The 19,091-nt window shown below is 72.0% G+C and carries 15 protein-coding genes; 10 read left to right on the top strand and 5 right to left on the bottom strand.

Annotation, left to right across the window (positions count from 1 at the left end; all coding sequences use genetic code 11):
* Window positions 1-51 precede the first annotated feature (51 nt).
* Window positions 52-972: a LysR family transcriptional regulator gene (locus MFF61_RS11180; protein ID WP_238235199.1), complete on the top strand. Its 921-nt coding sequence runs from the start codon at window positions 52-54 to the stop codon at window positions 970-972.
* Window positions 973-976: 4 nt separating this feature from the next.
* On the opposite strand, the gene MFF61_RS11175 is transcribed toward MFF61_RS11180, so the two are convergent.
* Both MFF61_RS11175 and MFF61_RS11170 read right to left on the bottom strand, forming a co-directional pair.
* Complete coding sequence (locus tag MFF61_RS11175; RefSeq protein ID WP_238235198.1) at window positions 977-1,303, bottom strand: YnfA family protein; 327 nt, start codon at window positions 1,301-1,303, stop codon at window positions 977-979.
* Window positions 1,304-1,340: 37 nt separating this feature from the next.
* The gene (locus MFF61_RS11170; protein WP_238235197.1) at window positions 1,341-4,892 is read right to left on the bottom strand and encodes an SEL1-like repeat protein; all 3,552 of its coding nucleotides are present in this window, start codon (window positions 4,890-4,892) and stop codon (window positions 1,341-1,343) included.
* Between the two features lie 465 nt (window positions 4,893-5,357).
* Here MFF61_RS11170 and MFF61_RS11165 point away from each other — a divergent pair, with 465 nt between their 5' ends.
* The 8 genes from MFF61_RS11165 (at window position 5,358) to MFF61_RS11130 (ending at window position 15,787) form a co-directional block, all read left to right on the top strand.
* Window positions 5,358-5,819 (top strand): MerR family transcriptional regulator, encoded by a 462-nt coding sequence (locus MFF61_RS11165; RefSeq protein WP_373324671.1) that lies wholly within the window; start codon window positions 5,358-5,360, stop codon window positions 5,817-5,819.
* A 152-nt stretch (window positions 5,820-5,971) separates the two neighbouring features.
* The gene (locus MFF61_RS11160) at window positions 5,972-7,765 is read left to right on the top strand and encodes an acyl-CoA dehydrogenase C-terminal domain-containing protein (protein WP_238235195.1); all 1,794 of its coding nucleotides are present in this window, start codon (window positions 5,972-5,974) and stop codon (window positions 7,763-7,765) included.
* A gap of 133 nt (window positions 7,766-7,898) precedes the next feature.
* Entirely contained in the window at window positions 7,899-9,107 is a 1,209-nt protein-coding gene (locus MFF61_RS11155; protein WP_238235194.1) for an acetyl-CoA C-acetyltransferase, read from the top strand.
* A 125-nt stretch (window positions 9,108-9,232) separates the two neighbouring features.
* A complete protein-coding gene (locus tag MFF61_RS11150; protein ID WP_238235193.1) occupies window positions 9,233-9,715 on the top strand; it encodes a DUF2059 domain-containing protein in 483 nt (160 codons plus the stop codon).
* A gap of 75 nt (window positions 9,716-9,790) precedes the next feature.
* Window positions 9,791-11,995, top strand: coding sequence for a 3-hydroxyacyl-CoA dehydrogenase NAD-binding domain-containing protein (locus MFF61_RS11145; protein ID WP_238235192.1), 2,205 nt, complete (start codon window positions 9,791-9,793; stop codon window positions 11,993-11,995).
* A 201-nt stretch (window positions 11,996-12,196) separates the two neighbouring features.
* On the top strand, window positions 12,197-13,873 hold the full coding sequence (locus tag MFF61_RS11140) for a methyl-accepting chemotaxis protein (protein WP_238235191.1): 1,677 nt from the start codon (window positions 12,197-12,199) through the stop codon (window positions 13,871-13,873).
* 103 nt (window positions 13,874-13,976) lie between these two features.
* Entirely contained in the window at window positions 13,977-14,912 is a 936-nt protein-coding gene (locus tag MFF61_RS11135; RefSeq protein ID WP_238235190.1) for a diacylglycerol/lipid kinase family protein, read from the top strand.
* A complete protein-coding gene (locus MFF61_RS11130) occupies window positions 14,909-15,787 on the top strand; it encodes a metallophosphoesterase family protein (RefSeq protein ID WP_238235189.1) in 879 nt (292 codons plus the stop codon). Before MFF61_RS11135 ends, MFF61_RS11130 begins: the two co-directional genes overlap by 4 nt.
* Here the strand turns inward: MFF61_RS11130 and MFF61_RS11125 are convergent.
* The 3 genes from MFF61_RS11125 to MFF61_RS11115 are packed head-to-tail and all read right to left on the bottom strand — an operon-like array spanning window position 15,762 to window position 18,799.
* On the bottom strand, window positions 15,762-16,148 hold the full coding sequence (locus MFF61_RS11125; protein WP_238235188.1) for a RidA family protein: 387 nt from the start codon (window positions 16,146-16,148) through the stop codon (window positions 15,762-15,764). The genes MFF61_RS11130 and MFF61_RS11125 overlap by 26 nt on opposite strands.
* 45 nt (window positions 16,149-16,193) lie before the next feature.
* Window positions 16,194-17,150 (bottom strand): coiled-coil domain-containing protein, encoded by a 957-nt coding sequence (locus MFF61_RS11120; RefSeq protein WP_238235187.1) that lies wholly within the window; start codon window positions 17,148-17,150, stop codon window positions 16,194-16,196.
* A 59-nt stretch (window positions 17,151-17,209) separates the two neighbouring features.
* Complete coding sequence (locus MFF61_RS11115) at window positions 17,210-18,799, bottom strand: catalase (RefSeq protein WP_238235186.1); 1,590 nt, start codon at window positions 18,797-18,799, stop codon at window positions 17,210-17,212.
* Window positions 18,800-18,975: 176 nt separating this feature from the next.
* Here MFF61_RS11115 and MFF61_RS11110 point away from each other — a divergent pair.
* Window positions 18,976-19,091 (top strand): LysR family transcriptional regulator (locus MFF61_RS11110; RefSeq protein ID WP_283205990.1); only part of this gene is annotated, 116 nt, incomplete at its 3' end.

Raw genomic sequence — 19,091 nt, 5'->3', positions numbered from 1 at the left:
GATAGATGCGCAAGCTTGCTCTCAGCGTTCCATTGGTGAGACGATGCGCCGATGCAGGACCTGAACGACCTCTATTTCTTCGCCCGCGTGGTCGAGCTCGGCGGCTTCGCGGCGGCCGGGCGGGCGCTCGGGATGCCGAAATCGACGCTGAGCCGGCGCATCGCCCTGCTGGAGGAGCGCCTCGGCCTGCGGCTGATCCAGCGCTCGTCCCGCCGCTTCGCCGTGACGGAGATCGGTCAGGAGTACCACCGGCACTGCCTCGCGGTGCTGGTGGAGGCGGAGGCCGCGCAGGAGGCGATCGAGCGGACGCGCTCGGCCCCGCAAGGACTCGTGCGGATGAGCTGTCCGGTCGCGCTCATGCACTTCACCGTCGCCGACATGCTCGCCGGCTTCATGGCGCGGCATGCGCAGGTGCGCCTGCAGGTCGAGAGCACCAACCGGCGCGTCGACGTGATCCAGGAGGGGTTCGACGTGGCGGTGCGGGTGCGCTTCCCGCCGATCGAGGAGAGCGACCTCGTGATGCGCAAGCTGGCGGATTCGCCTCAGCGGCTGGTGGCGAGCCCTGTGCTGGCGGGGCCTCGCGGCCTCGCCGATCCCGCGCGGCTCGCCGGCCTCCCGAGCCTCGAATGGCGCAGCACCCAGGCGCCGCGCTGGATCCTCGAAGGCCCGCAGGGCGCCACCGTCACGGTCGCGCACGCGCCACGCCTCGTCACCGACGACATGGCGGCCCTGCGCGCCGCCGCCCTGCAGGGCGTGGGCGTCGTCCAGTTGCCGACCATGATGGTGAGCGGCGATCTCGCGGCGGGCGCGCTCGTCGACGCCCTGCCGGGCTGGACGCCACGCAGCGCCGTGATCCACGCGGTGTTCCCCTCCCGCCGCGGCCTGCTGCCCTCGGTGCGGGCGCTGATCGACTGGCTGGCGGCCGAGTTCGCGCGCCTCAGCGCGGCGGAGGCCGCCTCTCTCGGGCGGTAGCTGTTCAGCGGACCCGCGGTCCGAGCAGGATCACGGCGGTGCCGAGCAGGCAGAGCGCCGAGCCGCCGAGGTCCCAGCGGTCCGGCCGCTGGCCCTCGGCCGCCCACAGCCAGAGCAGCGAGGCCGCGATGTAGACCCCGCCATAGGCCGCGAAGGCCCGGCCGGCCGCCTCGCTCTCGACGCGCGTCAGCAGCACCGCGAACAGCACGAGGCTGCCGAGGCCCGGCAGCAGCCAGAGAGGCGAGCGGCCGAGGCGCAGCCACGCCCAGAAGGCGAAGCAGCCGGCGATCTCCGCGAGCGCCGCGGCCGCATAGGCGAGGAGCGTCGTCATCCTGCGCGTCCCGCGCGGGCCGGGCGGCCCGGCGCGGTCACACGCCGGTGCCGGCGGGCTTGGCGGCGCTGCGTGCCGGCTCAGGGCGGCGCTGCGCCCCTGCCGGAGGCGGCGCGCCGATGAGCGACATCGGACCGGCGGCCTGCGCGGTGCTCTCGGGCCGCGGCGGCGGCGGCTCGTTCACGGCCGGGTCGGCGGATTTCGGCTTCCAGGCCTCCGCCCCGGCCTTGGCGGCCGCGAGGTCCTTGGGCGAGAGCTTGCCGGCGACCTCGTCGCGCTTGCGGCCGGCATCCTCGTCGCCCTGGGCGGCCGCGGCGGCGAACCAGCCGTAGGACTGGACCAGATCCTGCGAGGCGCCGAGCCCGCGGGCGAGCAGCACCGCGAGGTTGTACTGGCTGTCGCGGATGCCGAACTCGGCCGCACGGCGGAACCACTGCGCGGCGGCGGCATAATCGGGCTTGCCGCCCGCAGCCCCCGATTCGGCCAGCATCACCGCGAGATTGTGCATCGCGCGCACGTGGCCCTGATCGGCGGCGCGGCCGTACCAGACGCGGGCCTGGCCGGCATCGCGGGTGACGCCCATCCCCTTCTCGTATTGGCTGCCGAGGCGGTACTGGGCCGGCGCGTAGCCGGCATTCGACAGCCGCTCGAACAGCTTGGCGGAGAGCGCGAGGTCCCGGGTCATGCCGCGCCCGTCGCCGGCGCGGCTGGCGATCTCGTAGAGGGCCGCGCCATCGCCCTCCAGCGCGGCTTGGCGCAGGGGCGCGAAGCTGGCCGGGAGCCCGGCGAGGTCGCCGCCGAGCGCGGCGCCCGCGATCCGGGGCACGATGGAGGTCCTCTCGGCAGCCGGCTTGTCGGCGCCCGGCTTCTCGGCGGAGGGGGGCGAGACGGCTGGGGGCGCGGCGCCAGAGGGCGCGGCCGCCGGCGGAGGAGCGGGCGGTAGGGGCTTTGCCGCCGGCTCGGCGAGCGCCTGCGTGGTCGGCGGGTCGATCGGCTTGGCCGGGGGCGACACGATCGGCGCCTGGGCCACGGTCGGGACGGAGGCCGGCGGCTCACTGCCGCCGAACAGGCCGTTCACGGCCTGGAGGGTGCCCAGCGCGAGGACGATGGCCGCGAGGCCGAGGAGCAGCGGCCGGCGGCGGCGCTCCAGGGTGGCGCGCAGCTGCCCGACCAAGCCCGGCGCGGCCGCCGGGACCGCACCCGGACCACCCGAGCGTGGGGCCTCGGAGCCGGGACCGCCCGCGGCGGCCTCAGCGGCGGCGGCCTGAGCCGCCCGGCGCGCCGCCGCGATGAAATTGGCCTTGATGTCGCCGGCCGGGAGTTCGGGCGCCGCGTCCACCGCGGGCGCGGGTGCCGGCCGGGGCACGCGCGGGCGGATGGCGCCCGGCTCCAGCATCTCCTCGGAGGGGCGCAGCGGGGCGGCCTGGGCGGGGGCGGCGGGACGCGGCTCGCGGCGGCGCTGGGGCATCTCGGGCCCGGCCTCGTCGGAGCGCGCACGCTCGCCCTCCATCTGGCTCAGCCGCGCGACGAGACGCTCGAGGGCGGTGTGCACGCCCTCCATCGTGGCCTGCATGCGCCGCTCGGACGCGTCCTGCTGCGCCTTGAGGTCGGCGAGCGTGGCGTGCAGCGAGCCGAGCTGGTCCGCGCCGGGCCCGGTCCCGGAGGGCAGGCCGGAGCCGATCGTGTCGGCGACCGCGTGCCGGGCCGCGCGCTCCACCGCCGCCTGGATCGGCGCCTCGTCGCGCAGCATCGCCACCTGGGCGAGCAGGTCGCCCATCGTGCGCTCCAGCCCCGCCAGGGCCGGATCGCTGCCGCGGGTGTCGATGCGCTTGGCGAGCGCCAGCACCTGCTTCTCCAGCCCGTCGAGGGCGTCGCTGCCTGCGCCCTGCCCGACCCGGTCGAGCTTCTCGGCGAGCCCGCGCAGCATGCCGTGGATCGACGCGAGATCGCCCCCCGGGAGGGCCGGGCTGCGCAGCGAATCGCCGATCTGCTCCAGGCGCTCGATGACGTCGCCGACCGGACCGGCGGCCGCCATCGTGTCGACCTTGGCCGACAGGGCATCGATGCGCCCGAGGATGTCGTCCGTCGCGGCCTCCGGGAGCTCCCGGGCGGCGGTCTGGGCGCGCAGCTCGTCGATCTTGCGGTCGAGGCCGGCGATGCTCCGGGTCAGGTCGGGCGACGCGGTCTCGACGGGCGCGCGCAGGCCGCTGCGGATCTCCTCCAGCAGGGGCCGCAACTCGGCGACGACGGGACCCTCCTCCCCGGCACCGCCGCGCGAGGCCGCGATCTGGAGGCTCAGCTCCTCCACGGTCCGGGCGAGGCTCTGGATCCGCTCGGGCTCGGCGAGCGCCGCCACGTGGCGGCGGATGGCGTCGATTTCGCGAAACAGGTTGGAGATCGCGTCGCGGTTGGCGAGGCTGTTGACGTCGCTGGCGTTCAGCGCGCCGTCGACGCGCCGGGCGAGCCGCTCCACATCCTGCGTCACGCGGGCGTGGACGTTGGCGGCGACGTCGTCGGCGAGTCTGGCAACCTGCACGCGCATGAGGTCGATCGGCCCGACGATGGCCGCGAGGTCCTCGGGCTGGCGCGCCCGCTGCACCTCGGCGGTCATCGTGCGCACGGCCTGCTCCAGCGCGCCAAGATCGCGGCCCGTGGCGAGGCCGGTGACCGACTCGCGCAGACGCGAGGTCTCGGCCTGAAGGTTCGCGATGGCCGGCGACAGGGTCTCGGCGGCGGCCTCGGTGGAGTCTGCCACCCGCGCGAGGTCGCGGCGCATCGCCGTCACGAGATCGACCGCATCCTCCTCGCCGTCGTCCAGCTGCTGCTGGCGCTGGCGGATCTCCGCCACGGCGGCGCGCAGCTCGTCCTGCACCGGCAGGCCGCGCCGGCCGATCGGCCGCTGCCCACTGGCCGCGATCCGCTCCCCGAGGGCGGCGATGCGCTGCTCGAACTCCGCGAGCATGGCCTGGAGGCCGGCCGATCCGTCGGCACCGCGGGCGGCCCGCAGCGCCTCGCTGAGCCGGCCCTCGATGCCCTCCACGGCGCGCACGATCGCTTGGTCGATCGACTCGCGGTTCTCGGAGAGCCGCCGGTCGAGTTCGCTCGCCACCAGGGATTCGAGGCGGCGCGGGTCCGTCTCGCCCGTGCGGTCGCGCAGCAGGGTGAGCACCCGCCCCTCGATGTCGCCGACCACGCGTTCCACGCTGCGGTGGGCCGAGGCGGCGCTCGCGTCGAGGCGGCGGTCGATCTCGTCGAGGCGCTGCGTCATCGCCGCGAAGGCGGCGGCAAGCCCCGGAGCGGCCTCGGGCCTCGCCTCAGTCGCGTCCCGTCCGCGCATCGGTTCGGCCGGGCGCGGCGCCTCACGCTCGCCCGAAGACCGTCCGGGCCACCTCTTGGCGGACCGTCGCGACGGCGGTCGCTCGGCCTCCCGCTCGACGGGCGGCCGCGCCACGCCACGGGAGGTATCCCGCGAGATCGCGACGGCCAGCCACTCGTCCAGCGACAGGCCTGCCCGCCGCGCTGCTTCGCGCGCCGCCTCCCGCACGTCGGGGTCGAAGGCATCGAAGCTCGGGGGTGCGTTCCGTCTCATGGGCGGCTCTGGACTCGCGGGAGGCGGTGCCGGGTCCGCGGTGCGATCGCGGCCGGTCCGATGCAGACCTGAATTCCTGGTCAACGACAGAGAGCCGTATGGCCTCCCCGCCACCATTCTTCGGATAGGGTAAACAAGCTGTTAAGCCGGATCCCGGGCCGCGACTCCGGCAGGCGGGGCTTGACCGTAGCGGACGTTTGCGTGCTTTCTGCTCACAACCCCTGGGAGTGGCTGCGCGCGCGCATGGCGCCTCCTGCGGGATCGCGTTGGATTGTAGGCTGCGTTACGGTAATCATTTTTTGGACCTAACGCTTTGATTCGGTGGCGGTTTAACCGTATGTAACACACGCTCAAGTTGACTTAACCTTTCCCTAAGGTAGCTCAAGTGAGCTTGTATGTGTCACAGTGCGTCACGAGGCGGCATGGGCCGCCCTGGCCTTGAAGTCCAACCGGGGGGTTGATGGCATGGCATACGAACGACAGAGCGACGCAGCACGGGCCGCAGGTGCGCGCTCTGGAACGGCAGTGCGGACCGGACGGGGCGCCGCGGCGCGCTCGGCGGCGCCCGCGACACTCACCATCGGCGATCTCGCCGAGGAGTTCGGCGTGACGCTGCGGGCCCTGCGCTTCTACGAGGCGAAGGGCCTGCTTCACCCGCAGCGCCGCGGCACCACGCGCCTCTACACGGAGGACGACCGCACCCGGCTCGCCACCATCCTGCGCGGCAAGGAGCTCGGCTTCACCCTTCGGGAGATCGCCGCGATGGTGGACGGCGAGGAGATCGGCGAGCCCGGCGGGCAGCCCTCGCTCGCCCTCTCGCCCGCCCAGGTCGAGGAGCAGATCGCGCATCTGGAGAACCAGAAGGCCGAGATCGAGCGGGCGCTCGTGGCTCTGCGCAATTACGGCAAGCCCAAGACCAGCGCCTGACACCCGGCGCCTGAGACGAGGTGGCCCCGGCAGCGTGCGCCGGGGCCGCCCGCCATGGCTCGGATTCCCCCTTCCGTTCCGCGTCCAGATAGTTTACATGTGAACTATCTCGTGGCGGCACAGCCGCGGACCAGGGTGGGAGAAGGGGTTCCATGCCGAGCTACAAGGCACCCGTGGAGGACGTCCTGTTCCTCCTCAACGACGTGTTCGGGTTCGAGCGGTACAACAACCTGCCGGGCTTCGCGGACGCGTCGCCCGACGTCGTCGGGGCGATCCTCGAGGAGGGCGCCAAGCTCTGCGAGGAGGTGCTGGCGCCCCTGAATCTTTCGGGCGACCAGGAGGGCTGCACGCGCCGCGAGGACGGCACGGTGGTCACCCCCAAGGGCTTCAAGGCCGCCTACGACGCCTATGCGGGCGGCGGCTGGATGGGCCTGTCGATGCCGGCCGAGTATGGCGGCCAGGGCCTGCCCCACACCCTCAACAGCGTGATGCAGGAATTCACCTCGGCGGCGAACCTCGCCTTCGGGATGTATCCGGGCCTGACCCAGGGGGCGATGGCCGCCCTCCTCGTCCACGGCTCGGAGGAGCAGAAGCGGACCTACCTGCCCCGGATGGTCGAGGGCGCCTGGACCGGGACCATGAACCTGACCGAGCCGCATTGCGGCACGGATCTCGGCCTGCTCAAGACCCGCGCGGTGCCGAATCCGGACGGCTCCTACAGCCTCACCGGCACGAAGATCTTCATCTCCGCCGGCGAGCACGACCTCGCGCAGAACATCATCCACCTCGTGCTCGCCCGCATCGAGGGCGCGCCGGCCGGCACCAAGGGCATCTCGCTGTTCGTGGTGCCGAAGTTCCTGGTGAACCCGGACGGCAGCCCGGGCGAGCGCAACGGCGTGTCCTGCGGCTCGATCGAGCACAAGATGGGCATCCACGCCAACGCCACCTGCGTGATGAACTACGACGGGGCGACGGGCTGGCTCGTCGGCGAGGCCAACCGCGGCCTCAACGCCATGTTCGTGATGATGAACGAGGCGCGCCTCGCGGTCGGCATCCAGGGCCTCGGCCAGTCCGAGGTCGCCTACCAGAACGCCGTCGCCTACGCCAAGGACCGGCTGCAGGGCCGCGCCCTCACGGGCGCCAAGGCCGCCGACAAGCCGGCCGACCCGATCATCGTGCATCCCGACGTGCGCCGCACGCTGATGTCGATCCGCGCCTTCAACGAGGCAGCCCGCGCGCTGGTGCTGTGGACCGCGCTCCAGGCCGACATCGCCCACCGCTCCGACGATCCGGCCGAGCGGCAGGCCGCCGAGGACCACATGGGCCTGATGACCCCGGTGGTGAAGGGCGTGCTCACCGACAAGGGCTTCGACAACGCGGTGGCGGCCCAGCAGATGTTCGGCGGGCACGGCTACATCGAGGAATGGGGCATGTCGCAGTTCGTGCGAGACGCCCGCATCACCCAGATCTACGAGGGCGCCAACGGCATCCAGGCGATGGACCTCGTCGGCCGCAAGTTGCCGCGCGACGGCGGCCGGGCGATGATGCGCTTCCTCCAGGAGATCGAGGCCTTCAGCAAGGAGAACGCGGGCGAGACGGCGCTGAAGCCCTTCCTCGGGCCGCTCGCCGCCTCGGTCGGCGACTTGCAGAAGGCGACGATGTGGCTGATGCAGAACGCGATGGCCAAGCCCGACAATGCGGGCGCGGCGGCGACCGACTACATGCACCTGATGGGCCTCGTCGCGCTCGGCTACATGTGGGCGCGCATCGCCAAGTCGGCGGTGGCGGCCAAGGCCGAGGGCAACGGCACGGCCGCCCGCCTGGACGCCAAGCTCGCCACCGGACGCTTCTTCATGGAGCGGATGATCCCCGAGACGGCGACTCGGCTCGCGCGCATCTCGGCCGGCGCCGAGACCGTCATGGCGCTCCCGGCCGAGATGTTCTGAGGCGGCATGCGGCGGGAGCGCCGCTGCCCGCCCCCCGTGACCCGTGCTCCCGCGCGGCCGCCGCGCCGGAGCGCTCGATCAGCACGATCCGATCCGCCGGGACCGGCCCGCGACATCCAGGGAAGAAGCCCCCATGCCCGACGCCTACATCTACGACCACGTCCGCACGCCGCGCGGCCGCGGCAAGCCCGACGGCTCGCTCCACGAGGTCACGGCCCTGCGTCTCGCCGAGACGGCGCTGCGCGCCCTCAAGGAGCGCAACGGCCTCGACAGGGCCACGGTCGACGACGTGGTCCTGGGCTGCGTCGATCCGGTGGGCGAGGCGGGCGGCGACATCGCCCGGGCGGCCGCCCTCGTGGCCGATTACGGCGAGCAGGTGCCGGGCGTGCAGCTCAACCGCTTCTGCGCCTCCGGCCTCGACGCGGTCAACTTCGCGGCCGCCCAGGTGATGAGCGGCCAGCACGACCTCACGGTCGGCGGCGGCGTCGAGTCGATGAGCCGCATCGGGCTCGGCGCCTCGGGCGGCGCTTGGCCGGTCGATCCGGCCATCGCGGTGAAGTCCTACTTCATGCCTCAGGGCGTGTCGGCGGACCTCATCGCCACCAAGTACGGCTTCTCGCGCGACGCCTGCGACGCCTACGCGGTGGAGTCGCAGAAGCGGGCCGCCCGCGCGTGGCAGGAGGGCCGCTTCGCGAACGCGGTGGTGCCGGTGCGCGACGTGAACGGCCTGACGCTGCTCGCCACCGACGAGCACATGCGGCCGGCCACCGACATGCAGACGCTGGGCGCCCTCAAGCCCTCCTTCGCCCAGATGGCGCAGATGGGCGGTTTCGAGGCGGTGGCGATCGCCGCCCATCCGGAGGTCGAGGCCCTCGACCACGTCCATCACCCGGGCAATTCCTCTGGCATCGTCGACGGCGCGGCCGCGGTGCTGATCGGCTCGCGGGAGGCTGGCACGGCGGCGGGCCTGACGCCCCGCGCGCGCATCCGCGCCTTCGCCAATATCGGCTCCGACCCGGCGCTGATGCTCACAGGACCGGTCGACGTCACCCGCAAGGTGCTCCAGCGCGCCGGCATGACGCTCGACGACATCGACCTGTTCGAGGTCAACGAGGCCTTCGCCTCGGTGGTCCTGCGCTTCCAGCAGGCCTTCGACCTCGACCCGGCCAAGGTCAACGTCAACGGCGGCGCCATCGCGATGGGCCATCCGCTCGGGGCCACGGGCGCGATGATCCTCGGCACGGTGCTGGACGAACTGGAGCGCACCGGACGCGCCACCGCCCTCGTCACGCTCTGCATCGGCGCGGGCATGGGCACCGCGACGATCATCGAGCGGGTGTGAGGCCGCAGGGCGGGCGTGTGCCCGCCGGGGCGGACACGGCAACGTGTCCGAAGGGGGTGCTTGACGATGTCCGGGCGAGCGGGCCTTCCCGTCGGCGGCGTCGAACCCCCAACGAGGAAACGTTCATGACGAAGACCTTCCCCCTGCTCGGCCTCGCTCTCGGCCTCGCGGTCGGCCTTGATCTCGGCACGGTCGCGCGGGCGGACGACCGCGTGGCGCTGGCCCGCGGCATCGTCGAGGCGACCGTGACCAAGAACCTCGGCACCGCCTTCCTGCAGGCGCGGGAGCGCTCGCTTGCCTCCCTCTCGCCCGAGCAGGCCGACCGCCTGCGCCCGGAACTGGACAAGGGCTTCGCCGACGAGCGCGCCAAGCTCCTGGACGAGCTCTCCAGGGAATACGCCCAGAAGTTCAGCGCGGACGAACTCAAGCAGATCGCCAGGATCTACGAAGACCCGGTCTACCAGAAGTTCCAGGCCGTCAACGCCGATCCGAACTCCCTGGCCTCGACCATCACCAAGACCGCCGTGACCAGGATGATGAACATGCTGGCGATGGCGACGATGGCGCAGCAACAGCCGGGCGCCGGCCCGGTCCCCCCGAAACAGTGACGGCGGACGGCCCGCGGCGCGCCTCGGCCGCCGCGGGCCTCCCGCCGTCCGGAACCGCCTGACGAGGACGCCCCGATGGACCTCACCCATTTCCGCTTCGAGATCGATTCCGACGGCATCGCGCTCGCGACCTGGGACATGCCCGGCCGCTCGATGAACGTCATCACGCCGGAGGTGATGGCGGAACTCGACCGCATAGTCGACGCGGTGGCGGGCGATGCGGCCGTGAAGGGCTGCGTGATCACCTCGGGCAAGGACACCTTCTCGGGCGGCGCCGACCTGACGATGCTCCAGGGCCTCGGGGCCGAGTACGCGCGGCTCGCGCGCGCGCGCGGCCAGGAGGAGGCGATGCGCTTCTTCTTCGAGGAATCGCGCCGGCTGACGCTGCTCTACCGCAGGGTCGAGACCTGCGGGAAACCGTTCGCGGCGGCGGTGCACGGCACCTGCCTCGGCGGCGCGTTCGAACTCGCCCTCGCCTGTCACTTCCGGATCCTCTCGGACGACGACCGGACCCGCGTCGGCCTGCCGGAGATCAAGGTCGGGCTGTTTCCCGGCGCGGGCGGCACCCAGCGCGTGGCGCGGCTGATGCAGACCGGCGACGCCCTGCAGATGCTGTTCAAGGGCGAGCAGATCCGCCCGCTCATGGCCCGCAACATGGGTCTCGTCCATGCGGTCGCCAAGCGGGATGACATCGTCGCGCAGGCCAAGGACTGGATCCGCAACGGCGGATCGGCGGTCGCGCCCTGGGACCAGCCGAAGTTCAAGGCGCCCTCCGGCAAGGTCTATTCGCCCGCCGGCATGATGACCTGGCCGCCCGCCAACGCGATCTACCGCCGCGAGACGCACGACAACTACCCGGCCGCGAAGGCGATCCTGCAATCCGTCTACGAGGGCCTGCAGCTGCCGATGGACCTCGCGCTCAAGGTCGAGAGCCGGTACTTCGCGAACATCCTGCGTTCGCCGCAGGCCGCCGCGATGATCCGCTCGCTGTTCGTGTCGATGGGCGAACTCAACAAGGGGGCGCGGCGCCCCGAGGGCGTGGGACCGACCGCGATCCGGCGGGTCGGCGTGGTCGGCGCGGGCTTCATGGGGGCGGGCATCGCCTACGTCACGGCCCAGGCTGGCATGGAGGTGGTGCTGGTGGACCAGTCGGCCGAGGCGGCCGAGAAGGGCAAGGCCTACGCCCACAAGCTCGTCTCCGACCAGATCATGAAGGGCCGCGCCAAGACGGCGGACCGCGACGCCCTGCTCGCGCGCATCACCACCACGGCCGAGTACGGGGAGCTGGCCGGATGCGACCTCGTGATCGAGGCCGTGTTCGAGGACCCCAAGGTCAAGGCCGAGGTGATCGCCAAGGTCGAGGCCGCGATCGGCCCCGAGGCGATCTTCGCGTCCAACACCTCGACTCTGCCGATCACCGGGCTCGCCCGCTCCTCCGGCCGGCCGGACCAGTTCATCGGCATCCACTTCTTCTCGCCGGTCGAGAAGATGCTGCTGGTCGAGATCATCATGGGTCGGGAGACCGGCGAGCGGGCGCTGGCGACCGCCCTCGACTACGTGCGGGCGATCAAGAAGACGCCGATCGTGGTCAACGACGCGCGGGGCTTCTTCGCCAACCGCTGCGTCGGCGCCTACATCCTCGAAGGCCACCTGATGCTGGCCGAGGGCGTACCGGCGGCGATGATCGAGAATGCGGGCCGCCAAGCCGGCATGCCGGTGGGGCCGCTCTCGCTCAACGACGAGGTCGGGGTCGATCTCGGCCTCAAGATCCTCAAGGCCACGAAGGCGCAGCTCGGCGAGGGCGCGGTCAATCCGGTGCAGGAGCACCTGCTGACCACGCTGGTGGAGAAGGAGGGCCGGCTCGGCCGCAAGAACCGCAAGGGCTTCTACGACTACCCGGCCGAGAAGGGGCCCAAGCGGCTCTGGCCCGGCCTCGCGGCGCTCGCGGGCGCGCGGCTCGATCCCGAGGCGATCGACTTCGCTGAGCTGAAGCAGCGGTTCCTGGTGGCCCAGGCGGCGGAGGCGGCGCGCGTCTACGGCGAGGGAGTGGTCACCGATCCGCGCGAGGCCGATGTCGGCTCGATCCTCGGCTTCGGTTTCGCGCCCTTCACGGGCGGCGTCCTGTCCTACATCGACGGCATGGGCGCGCGCCGCTTCGTGGAGCTGTGCCGGGCGCTGGAGGCCAAGCATGGCGCCCGCTTCGCGCCGCCGCAGAGCCTCGTGGCGATGGCCGAGAGCGGCGGGCGCTTCTACGGCAAGGCCGAGAAGCAGGCGGCCTGACGTTGAGGTCCAGCCTCCAGGATCGCAGGACCGCCATGCGTCACGCACGGCGGTCCTGTGGTATCGAGACACTATCGTTCGTTGCAGTCGACGAAACCTACTTGGATCTGTTGCGGCCTGGATTTCTGGACGCACGAGACGCAGTTTCTTAATCAATCGGCACTTATTCAGGGCGCGCGTCTCGTGGGCGGGTGTTTGTCGATGCGGTCCTCCCTGAAAGCCAAGCTGATCGGTCTGTTCGCGCTCCTGGCCACGATTACGGTCGTTCAGGGGAGCGTGACGCTCTACAGGCTGGACCAGATCGGAGGCCGCATCCGCGAAGTCACGCAGGACGCCCTCCCCTCTGTCGACGCGATGCACAGCATCAACGCCCTGGTGATCCGCTCCCGCCTCTGGCAGTTCCGCTACCTGATGGCCGATGACGAGGCGGAGCGCGGGCGCAGCGCAACGCAATGGGCGGAGGTGGTCCGCGACCTCGAAGCCGCACGCGCGCGCTACCTGCCCCTGGTGCAGAATCCCGAGGAACGTGCGGCCTACGACGACTTCTCGCGCAAATGGGCGACCATGAAGGCCGGCTGGGAACGCCTGCTCACGCTCGATCCGAGCCGGCGCGAGGAGATCCTGGCGCTGTTTCGCGGCCCGATGAACGCGGAGTACCGCGCCGTCAGCACGGCGATCGAGGCGGGGCTCGAACTCAGCCGCCGCGCCGGCCGGCAGGCCAGCGCCGCGGCGCAGGAGGCGCAGACCGCGACCCGATCGGTCTCCGTCGTCGTCCTCGTGCTCGCGGTGCTCGCGGCGCTCGCCGCGTCCCTGTTCGCCCTGCGCGGGGTGGCCCGGCCCATCGAGCACATGACGCGGGCGATGCGTCGGCTCGCCGAGGGGGATGCGGAGGTGACGATTCCCGGCGTCGGTCGCCGCGACGAGATCGGCGCAATGGCCGCCACGGTGGCGGTGTTTCGCGACACCCTCCTGCACGGCCGGGCCCTGGAGGAGGAGACCGCGCTCGCGCGCGCCGGAGCCGAGGCGCAGCGCCGGGCGACGATGCGCGAGATGGCCGATTCGTTCGAGCTCGCCGTGGGCGGCGTCCTCGGCGCCGTGACGGCCGCCGCCACGGAACTCGAAGCCACGGCGCGCAGCATGAGCGCCATCGCGGCGCAGGCCGCCGGGCAGTCGACCGCCGTGGCGGCCGCCGCCGAGATGGCGAGCGGCAACGTGACCATGGTGGCGGGCGCCGCCGAGGAGCTGGGGGCCTCCGTGCGGGAGATCGGCCGGCAGGTGTCCGGCTCGGCCGAACTCGCCCAGGTGGCGGTGGACGAAGCCGGGCAGACCGGGGGCCTCGTGGCCGACCTGCGCGACGCGGCGGGCCAGATCGGCGACGTGGTGCGGATGATCTCGGAGATCGCCGCGCAGACCAACCTTCTCGCGCTCAACGCCACCATCGAGGCGGCGCGCGCTGGCGAGGCGGGACGCGGCTTCGCGGTGGTCGCCGCCGAGGTCAAGGAACTCGCCAATCAGACGACGCGCGCCACCGAGGACGTGACGAAGCAGATCACCCGCATCCGCGGCTCCACAGATCAGGCGGTGGCGGCCATCGACGCCATCACCGGGCGGGTGCGCGAGATCAGCGGGGTCGCGACCTCGATCGCCGCCGCGGTGGAGGAGCAGGGCGCCGCCACGGGCGAGATCGTGCGCAACGTCGCCGAGGCGGCCACCGGCACGGGCGAGGTGACGACGACGATCGCGCGCCTCGCCGGCACCGCGCAGGAGACCGGCACGGCAGCGGGTCAAGTCCTTTCGGCCGCCTCCGAGCTGTCGCGGCAGGCCGAGCAGCTCGGCGGCGAGATGCAGCGCTTCCTGGCCACCATTCGGGCCGCCTGACGCGGCCGGGGTGACCACATGGGCGACGGGTCCACCCTTCCGCCATCTGCCTGAGATGATCCCCTGACAGGATCCGTCCGGCGATTGGGCCGGGAGGATGGTGATGGACGGAGTGGCGGGCGAGGCCCGGATTCGCATCGTCGCGCTCGTCACGAATGCCGCGTCCGGCTCTCTCGCCGAGCGTGGGCTCGATCCGGCCGCGCCGGCCGCCGCGCTGGCGGCCGTCGGCCTCGCGGTGCGCGCGGAGCCCGATCCCACGCTTCCGCTGGACGCCCGCCTGCGCGCCGCCGCGTCCCTCCCGGGCATCGATGCGCTCGTGGTCGCCGGGGGCGACGGGACGCTCGCCTGTGCGGCGCAGGTGCTGGCGGGCGGCGACGTGGCGCTCGGGATCCTGCCGGCCGGGACGATGAACCTGCTCGCGCGCGACCTCGGCATCCCCCTTGCCCTGGAAGCGGCGGCCGCGGTGATCGCGGACGGGCGCGCCCGCGCCATCGACCTCGGCGAGGTCAACGGACACGTCTTCGCGATCAACTCGGTTCTCGGCATGCCGGCCCGGATGGCCCGGTACCGCGAGGCCGAGCGCGGCCGCCCCAGCCTCGCCGGGCTCGCGCGGTTCCTCGCCGCGCTGCTGCGCAATCTCGATCCCGCCCCGCGGATCACCGCGCGCCTGACGCGCGGGGGCACGAGCGAGCGCGTCCGCTTCCACACCTTCGCGGCGGTGGTCGGCGATTACCGGGAGGAGGTCGGGGAGGTGCTGAGCCGCGCAGAGGTCGACCGGGGCCGGTTCACGCTCTACCTCCTCGCGCGGCTGTCGGCGCGGCGCCTGCTGCGGCTCGGCCTGGGCTTCGCCGCCGGGGCGTGGCGCGCCCTGCCGGATCTCGACCGGCTCGAGGCGACAAGCTTCGCGCTCCACACCCGGCGCCGGAGCCTGCGGGTGATGAACGACGGAGAAGTGATCCTGCTGCGGACGCCCCTGAACTACCGCATCCGGCCCGGCGCCCTCCGGGTGCTCGTGCCCGCCGACGAGGCCCGCGCGTGAGACGCATCGCCCACATCTCCGACCTGCATTTCCGGCGGGTCGATCCGGCGGTGGTCGAGGGGCTGCTGGCGGAGCTCGATCACGACCGGCCCGACCTCGTGATCGCGTCGGGCGACTTCACCATGCGGGCCCGCACCCGGGAATACGAGGAGGCCCGGGCCTTCCTGGCGCGGGTCACGGCGCCGGTCCTCGCGGTGCCGGGCAACCACGACATCTCGCCCTACCGGCTCTGGCAGCGGTTCTTCACCCCGTTCCGGCGCTACCGCCGCTACATCGCGCCCGAGACCGAGCCGGTGTTCCAGGACGAGGAGATCGCGGTGATCGGCCTCAACACCGTGCGCACCTGGGCGCCGGAGCGGGACTGGTCGCAGGGCAAGATCACCCGGGCGCAGATCCGCCGGACCGAGCGGGTGCTCGCCGCCCTCCCTCCGCACCTCTTCCGCATCATCGTGGGCCACCACCCCTTCATCCCGCCGCCCTGGGACGCCGAGGCCCGCCTGGTCGGGCGGGCCGACGAGGCGCTGGCGGCGTTTCAGCGCCACCATGTCGGGCTCGCGCTCGCGGGGCACCTGCACCGGGGCTATTCGCGCTTCGTGATGCCCACGCCCTCGGGCGCGGCGCGGGCCGAGATCGACCGCAGCGAGGCGCAGACCACCGCGACCCGGCTCCTCGCCGTGCAGGCGGGCTCGGCGACCTCGACGCGCCTGCGCGGCAACGAGCCCAACGCCTACAACCGGATCACGGTGGAGGGCGGCGTCGCCACCGTGCAGGTGCGGCTCTGGACCGGCAGCGGCTGGTGCGACGCGGCCGCGGCGGGCTCGGCGCGCTGCGCCTCCGACGAGGCGGACGTCACCGGGCCGCCAGCGCCGCCGTGACCTCGATCTCGACCTTCATCTCAGGCCGCAGCAGGCCCGCCACGACCACCAGCGTCGCGGCGGGCCGGATCGCTCCCATCACCCGCCCGCCGACGGCGAGCACCGCCTCCGCCTCCGCCCGGTCCGTGACGTAGGTGGTCGTTCGCACCACCTGCTCCAGGGACGAGCCGGCCTCGGCGAGCACGGCCGCGATCGTGCGCCAGCACGCCTCCGCCTGCGCGGCGACGTCCGCCGGCATGGTCATCGTGGCGTAGTCGTAGCCGGTAGTGCCGGCCACGAACACGAACCCGTCCTGCACCACAGCCCGGGAATAGCCGTAGGCCGCCTCGAAGGGCGAGCCGCCGTCGATCCGCCTGCGCATGTCCCCTCCCCGCGTTGCCGGCCGCGTCGCCGGACCGCCACCCGATCAGGGCTTGAGCAGTCGCGCCAGGGCGACGATCGCGCCGAGGATGACGACCGTCTGGCACCCGACCGCGCCGACGACCCACTTGATGACATCGGACTTGCCCTCGGCGACCTGTGCCTTGATCTCGGCCTTGAGGGAGGCCTCGGTCGCCTTGAGATCGTTGGCGACGCTCTTGATCTCGGCCCGAAGCGTCGTCTCCACGCCCTTGATCTCGGTCCTCAGCTCGTTCTCGATGCCTTCCATTTCGGCACGAAGTCTTGTCTCCACGCCCTTGATCTCGGCCCGCAACTCGCTTTCCACGCGGGCGATCTCGGACCCGAGATGGGTCTCCGAGGCCTTCATGTCAGCCCGCAGCGCGACCTCGGTGGCCTTCAGGTCGGCCTTGGTCGCGAGGTCGGCCTGGACTGCGTCGGAGATGGCTTCGGCGAAGCCCTCCGCCTGCTCGGGCGACAGCTTGGCCTTGTCGCGCAGGGTCCGGGCGAGCTTCAGCGTGTCGAAGGCGACGGCACTCATCCGGGGACCCTGCGCACCGGGACGGCGGCGAGCGGATGATAGCAGCCGGACCGGACCCGGGCCAGGATGACGTAACGGAAAACCCGCTCGACCGCCGCGTCCGCGCGCCAGCCCGCCGCGCTCCGGCCCGAGAAGCCCGCGAGCGGCTCCTGGTCGTAGGCTGTCATCAGATCCCGCGACCGCGAACGCCTCAGTGAGCACGGCATGGCGATGCAGGCCTGCTCCGGGCGAGCGCGGCGCCAGCGTCATGGCGTAGATGCCGAGCGCGTCGTCGGTGGCGTCGCTGCGGGCGAGGTAACGCACCTGCATCCGGCCGATCGTGACGCCCTCGCGGGAGGCGGGAGGCGTGGCCAGGCGCGCGTCTGCGGTATGCAGACGAGTTCCGCCCGCCGACGGCTGCCTGATCAGAGAGCACCCGGCCCGCCGCCGGCCATTCCGGCGCAACGAAAAGCCCCGCCCGGAGGGCTCCGGGCGGGGCTGGTCGCGTACAGGGCGGCGGAGCGTTACTCGGCCGCGACCTGATGGGCGGGCGAGCCGTCCGTGTAGGTCTCGGTCGCGAGGCGCTTGCCCGGCGCGGCGCGGCCCGGCAGCGGCGGCAGGGCCTTGGCCTTCTCCAGGTCGATGCCCGCACCCTCGGCGACGCGGCGGCCGTAATCCTCGTCCGCATGCCAGAAGTGCCAGACCATCCGCAGCTGGATCGGCTCCGGGCACTGCTTCATGTCGGCGACGAGGTTGGCGATCAGGTCCTCGCGCTCCCAGTCCTGGAAGGAGCGGTAGCGGGCGCCGGCCTGGGTGTAGTCGTCCTCGGTGCGCGAGGTCTGGTAGCGGCCGAGGTTGCCCTGGACCGGCTGGTGGTATTCGCGCGCGGGCTTGTCCGCCTCGCGCAGGCCTTCCGCCAGCGTGCTCGGCTCGTAGTTGATGTGCTTGTTCGGGCCGGTGCCGTCGACGGCGTACGTCATCTGCCCGTCGCGCTGGTTCGAGTAGACCTTCACGCCGGGCTGCGGCGCGTTGATCGGCAGCTGCAGGTAGTTCGGGCCGACGCGATAGCGCTGGGTGTCCGAGTAGGACAGGGTCCGGCCCTGTAGCATCTTGTCGTCCGAGAAGTCGATGCCGTCGACGAGCACGCCGGTGCCGAAGGCCGACTGCTCCACCTCGGCGAAGAAGTTGTCCGGCACGCGGTCGAGCACCATCCGGCCGCACTTCAGCAGCGGGAACTGGTCCTCGGGCCAGCGCTTCGTGTCGTCGAGGGGATCGAACGACAGGTGCTCGTTCGGGCCGTCCGGCATGATCTGCACGGCGAATTCCCACTCGGGGAAGTTGCCCTTGGAGATGTTGTCGTAGAGGTCGCGGGTCGCGTGCCCGACGTCCTTGGCCTGGATCTCCGAGGCCTGCTGGCTCGTCAGGTTGCGCACGCCCTGCTTGGGGATCCAGTGGAACTTGCAGAGCACCGCCTCGCCCTGGTCGTTGACCAGCTTGTAGGTGTTGACGCCCGAGCCTTCCATCTCGCGGTAGTTGGCCGGGATGCCCCAGGGCGACTTCAGCCACGTCACCATGTGAATCGACTCGGGGTGCTGCGCCACGAAGTCGAAGAAGCGCCACGCCTCCTGCCGGTTCGTCACCGGGTCCGGCTTGAACGCGTGGATCATGTCGGGGAACTTCACCGCATCGCGGATGAAGAAGACCTTGAGGTTGTTGCCGACGAGATCCCAGTTGCCCTCGACGGTCTTGAACTTCACCGCGAAGCCGCGCGGGTCGCGCTCGGTCTCGGGGCTCTCCTTGGCGCCGGCCACGGTGGAGAAGCGCACGAAGACCGGCGTCTTCACGCCGGTCTCAGTGAGGACGCGGGCGCGGGTGTACTTGGAGGCCGGCTCGTCGCCGATCTTGCCGTAGGCCTCGAAATAACCGTGGGCGCCGGCGCCGCGGGCATGCACCACGCGCTCGGGGATCCGCTCGCGGTCGAAATGCGTGATCTTCTCGATGAACTGGTAGTTCTCGAGCGTCGCCGGCCCCCGCTCGCCGACCGTGCGCAGGCTCTGGTTGTCGCGGACCGGGTGGCCCTGGCGGGTGGTCAGGATCGGGCGTTGGTCGCTCATGCTCACTCCTGTTCACGTGGGGCGCAGCCCGGGCAGCCGGGTTACGCCGCGACACGGGAGATAGGGTCGGCCATTTCCCGACCCAAGGACCCTGGAACTGGTCTGGTTCCGGGTTATGGCCCGCGGGCGACCAGTTGACAAATGCATCGTTGCGAACCCTGTGATAGATGCCATCTATGAACGTCGCCGGCCTGTCCCTTCGCGATCTCGAATATGTTGTTGCCGTGGCTGAGGAAAGCCATTTCGGCCGGGCGGCGGAGCGCTGCAACGTCAGCCAGCCCACCCTGAGCGT

The sequence above is a fragment of the Methylobacterium isbiliense genome (assembly GCF_022179325.1).
In the GTDB taxonomy this organism is placed as follows: domain Bacteria; phylum Pseudomonadota; class Alphaproteobacteria; order Rhizobiales; family Beijerinckiaceae; genus Methylobacterium; species Methylobacterium isbiliense.
The sequence above is the reverse complement of the archived record's forward strand: the minus strand, read 5'-3'. Positions and strand labels throughout refer to the sequence as shown.

Coding starts and splice junctions, on each gene's coding strand:
- MFF61_RS11180 (WP_238235199.1), top strand. CDS start 52: ATGCAGGACCTGAACGACCTCTATTTCTTCGCCCGCGTGGTCGAGCTC.
- MFF61_RS11175 (WP_238235198.1), bottom strand. CDS start 1,303: ATGACGACGCTCCTCGCCTATGCGGCCGCGGCGCTCGCGGAGATCGCC.
- MFF61_RS11170 (WP_238235197.1), bottom strand. CDS start 4,892: ATGAGACGGAACGCACCCCCGAGCTTCGATGCCTTCGACCCCGACGTG.
- MFF61_RS11165 (WP_373324671.1), top strand. CDS start 5,358: ATGGCATACGAACGACAGAGCGACGCAGCACGGGCCGCAGGTGCGCGC.
- MFF61_RS11160 (WP_238235195.1), top strand. CDS start 5,972: ATGCCGAGCTACAAGGCACCCGTGGAGGACGTCCTGTTCCTCCTCAAC.
- MFF61_RS11155 (WP_238235194.1), top strand. CDS start 7,899: ATGCCCGACGCCTACATCTACGACCACGTCCGCACGCCGCGCGGCCGC.
- MFF61_RS11150 (WP_238235193.1), top strand. CDS start 9,233: ATGACGAAGACCTTCCCCCTGCTCGGCCTCGCTCTCGGCCTCGCGGTC.
- MFF61_RS11145 (WP_238235192.1), top strand. CDS start 9,791: ATGGACCTCACCCATTTCCGCTTCGAGATCGATTCCGACGGCATCGCG.
- MFF61_RS11140 (WP_238235191.1), top strand. CDS start 12,197: ATGCGGTCCTCCCTGAAAGCCAAGCTGATCGGTCTGTTCGCGCTCCTG.
- MFF61_RS11135 (WP_238235190.1), top strand. CDS start 13,977: ATGGACGGAGTGGCGGGCGAGGCCCGGATTCGCATCGTCGCGCTCGTC.
- MFF61_RS11125 (WP_238235188.1), bottom strand. CDS start 16,148: ATGCGCAGGCGGATCGACGGCGGCTCGCCCTTCGAGGCGGCCTACGGC.
- MFF61_RS11115 (WP_238235186.1), bottom strand. CDS start 18,799: ATGAGCGACCAACGCCCGATCCTGACCACCCGCCAGGGCCACCCGGTC.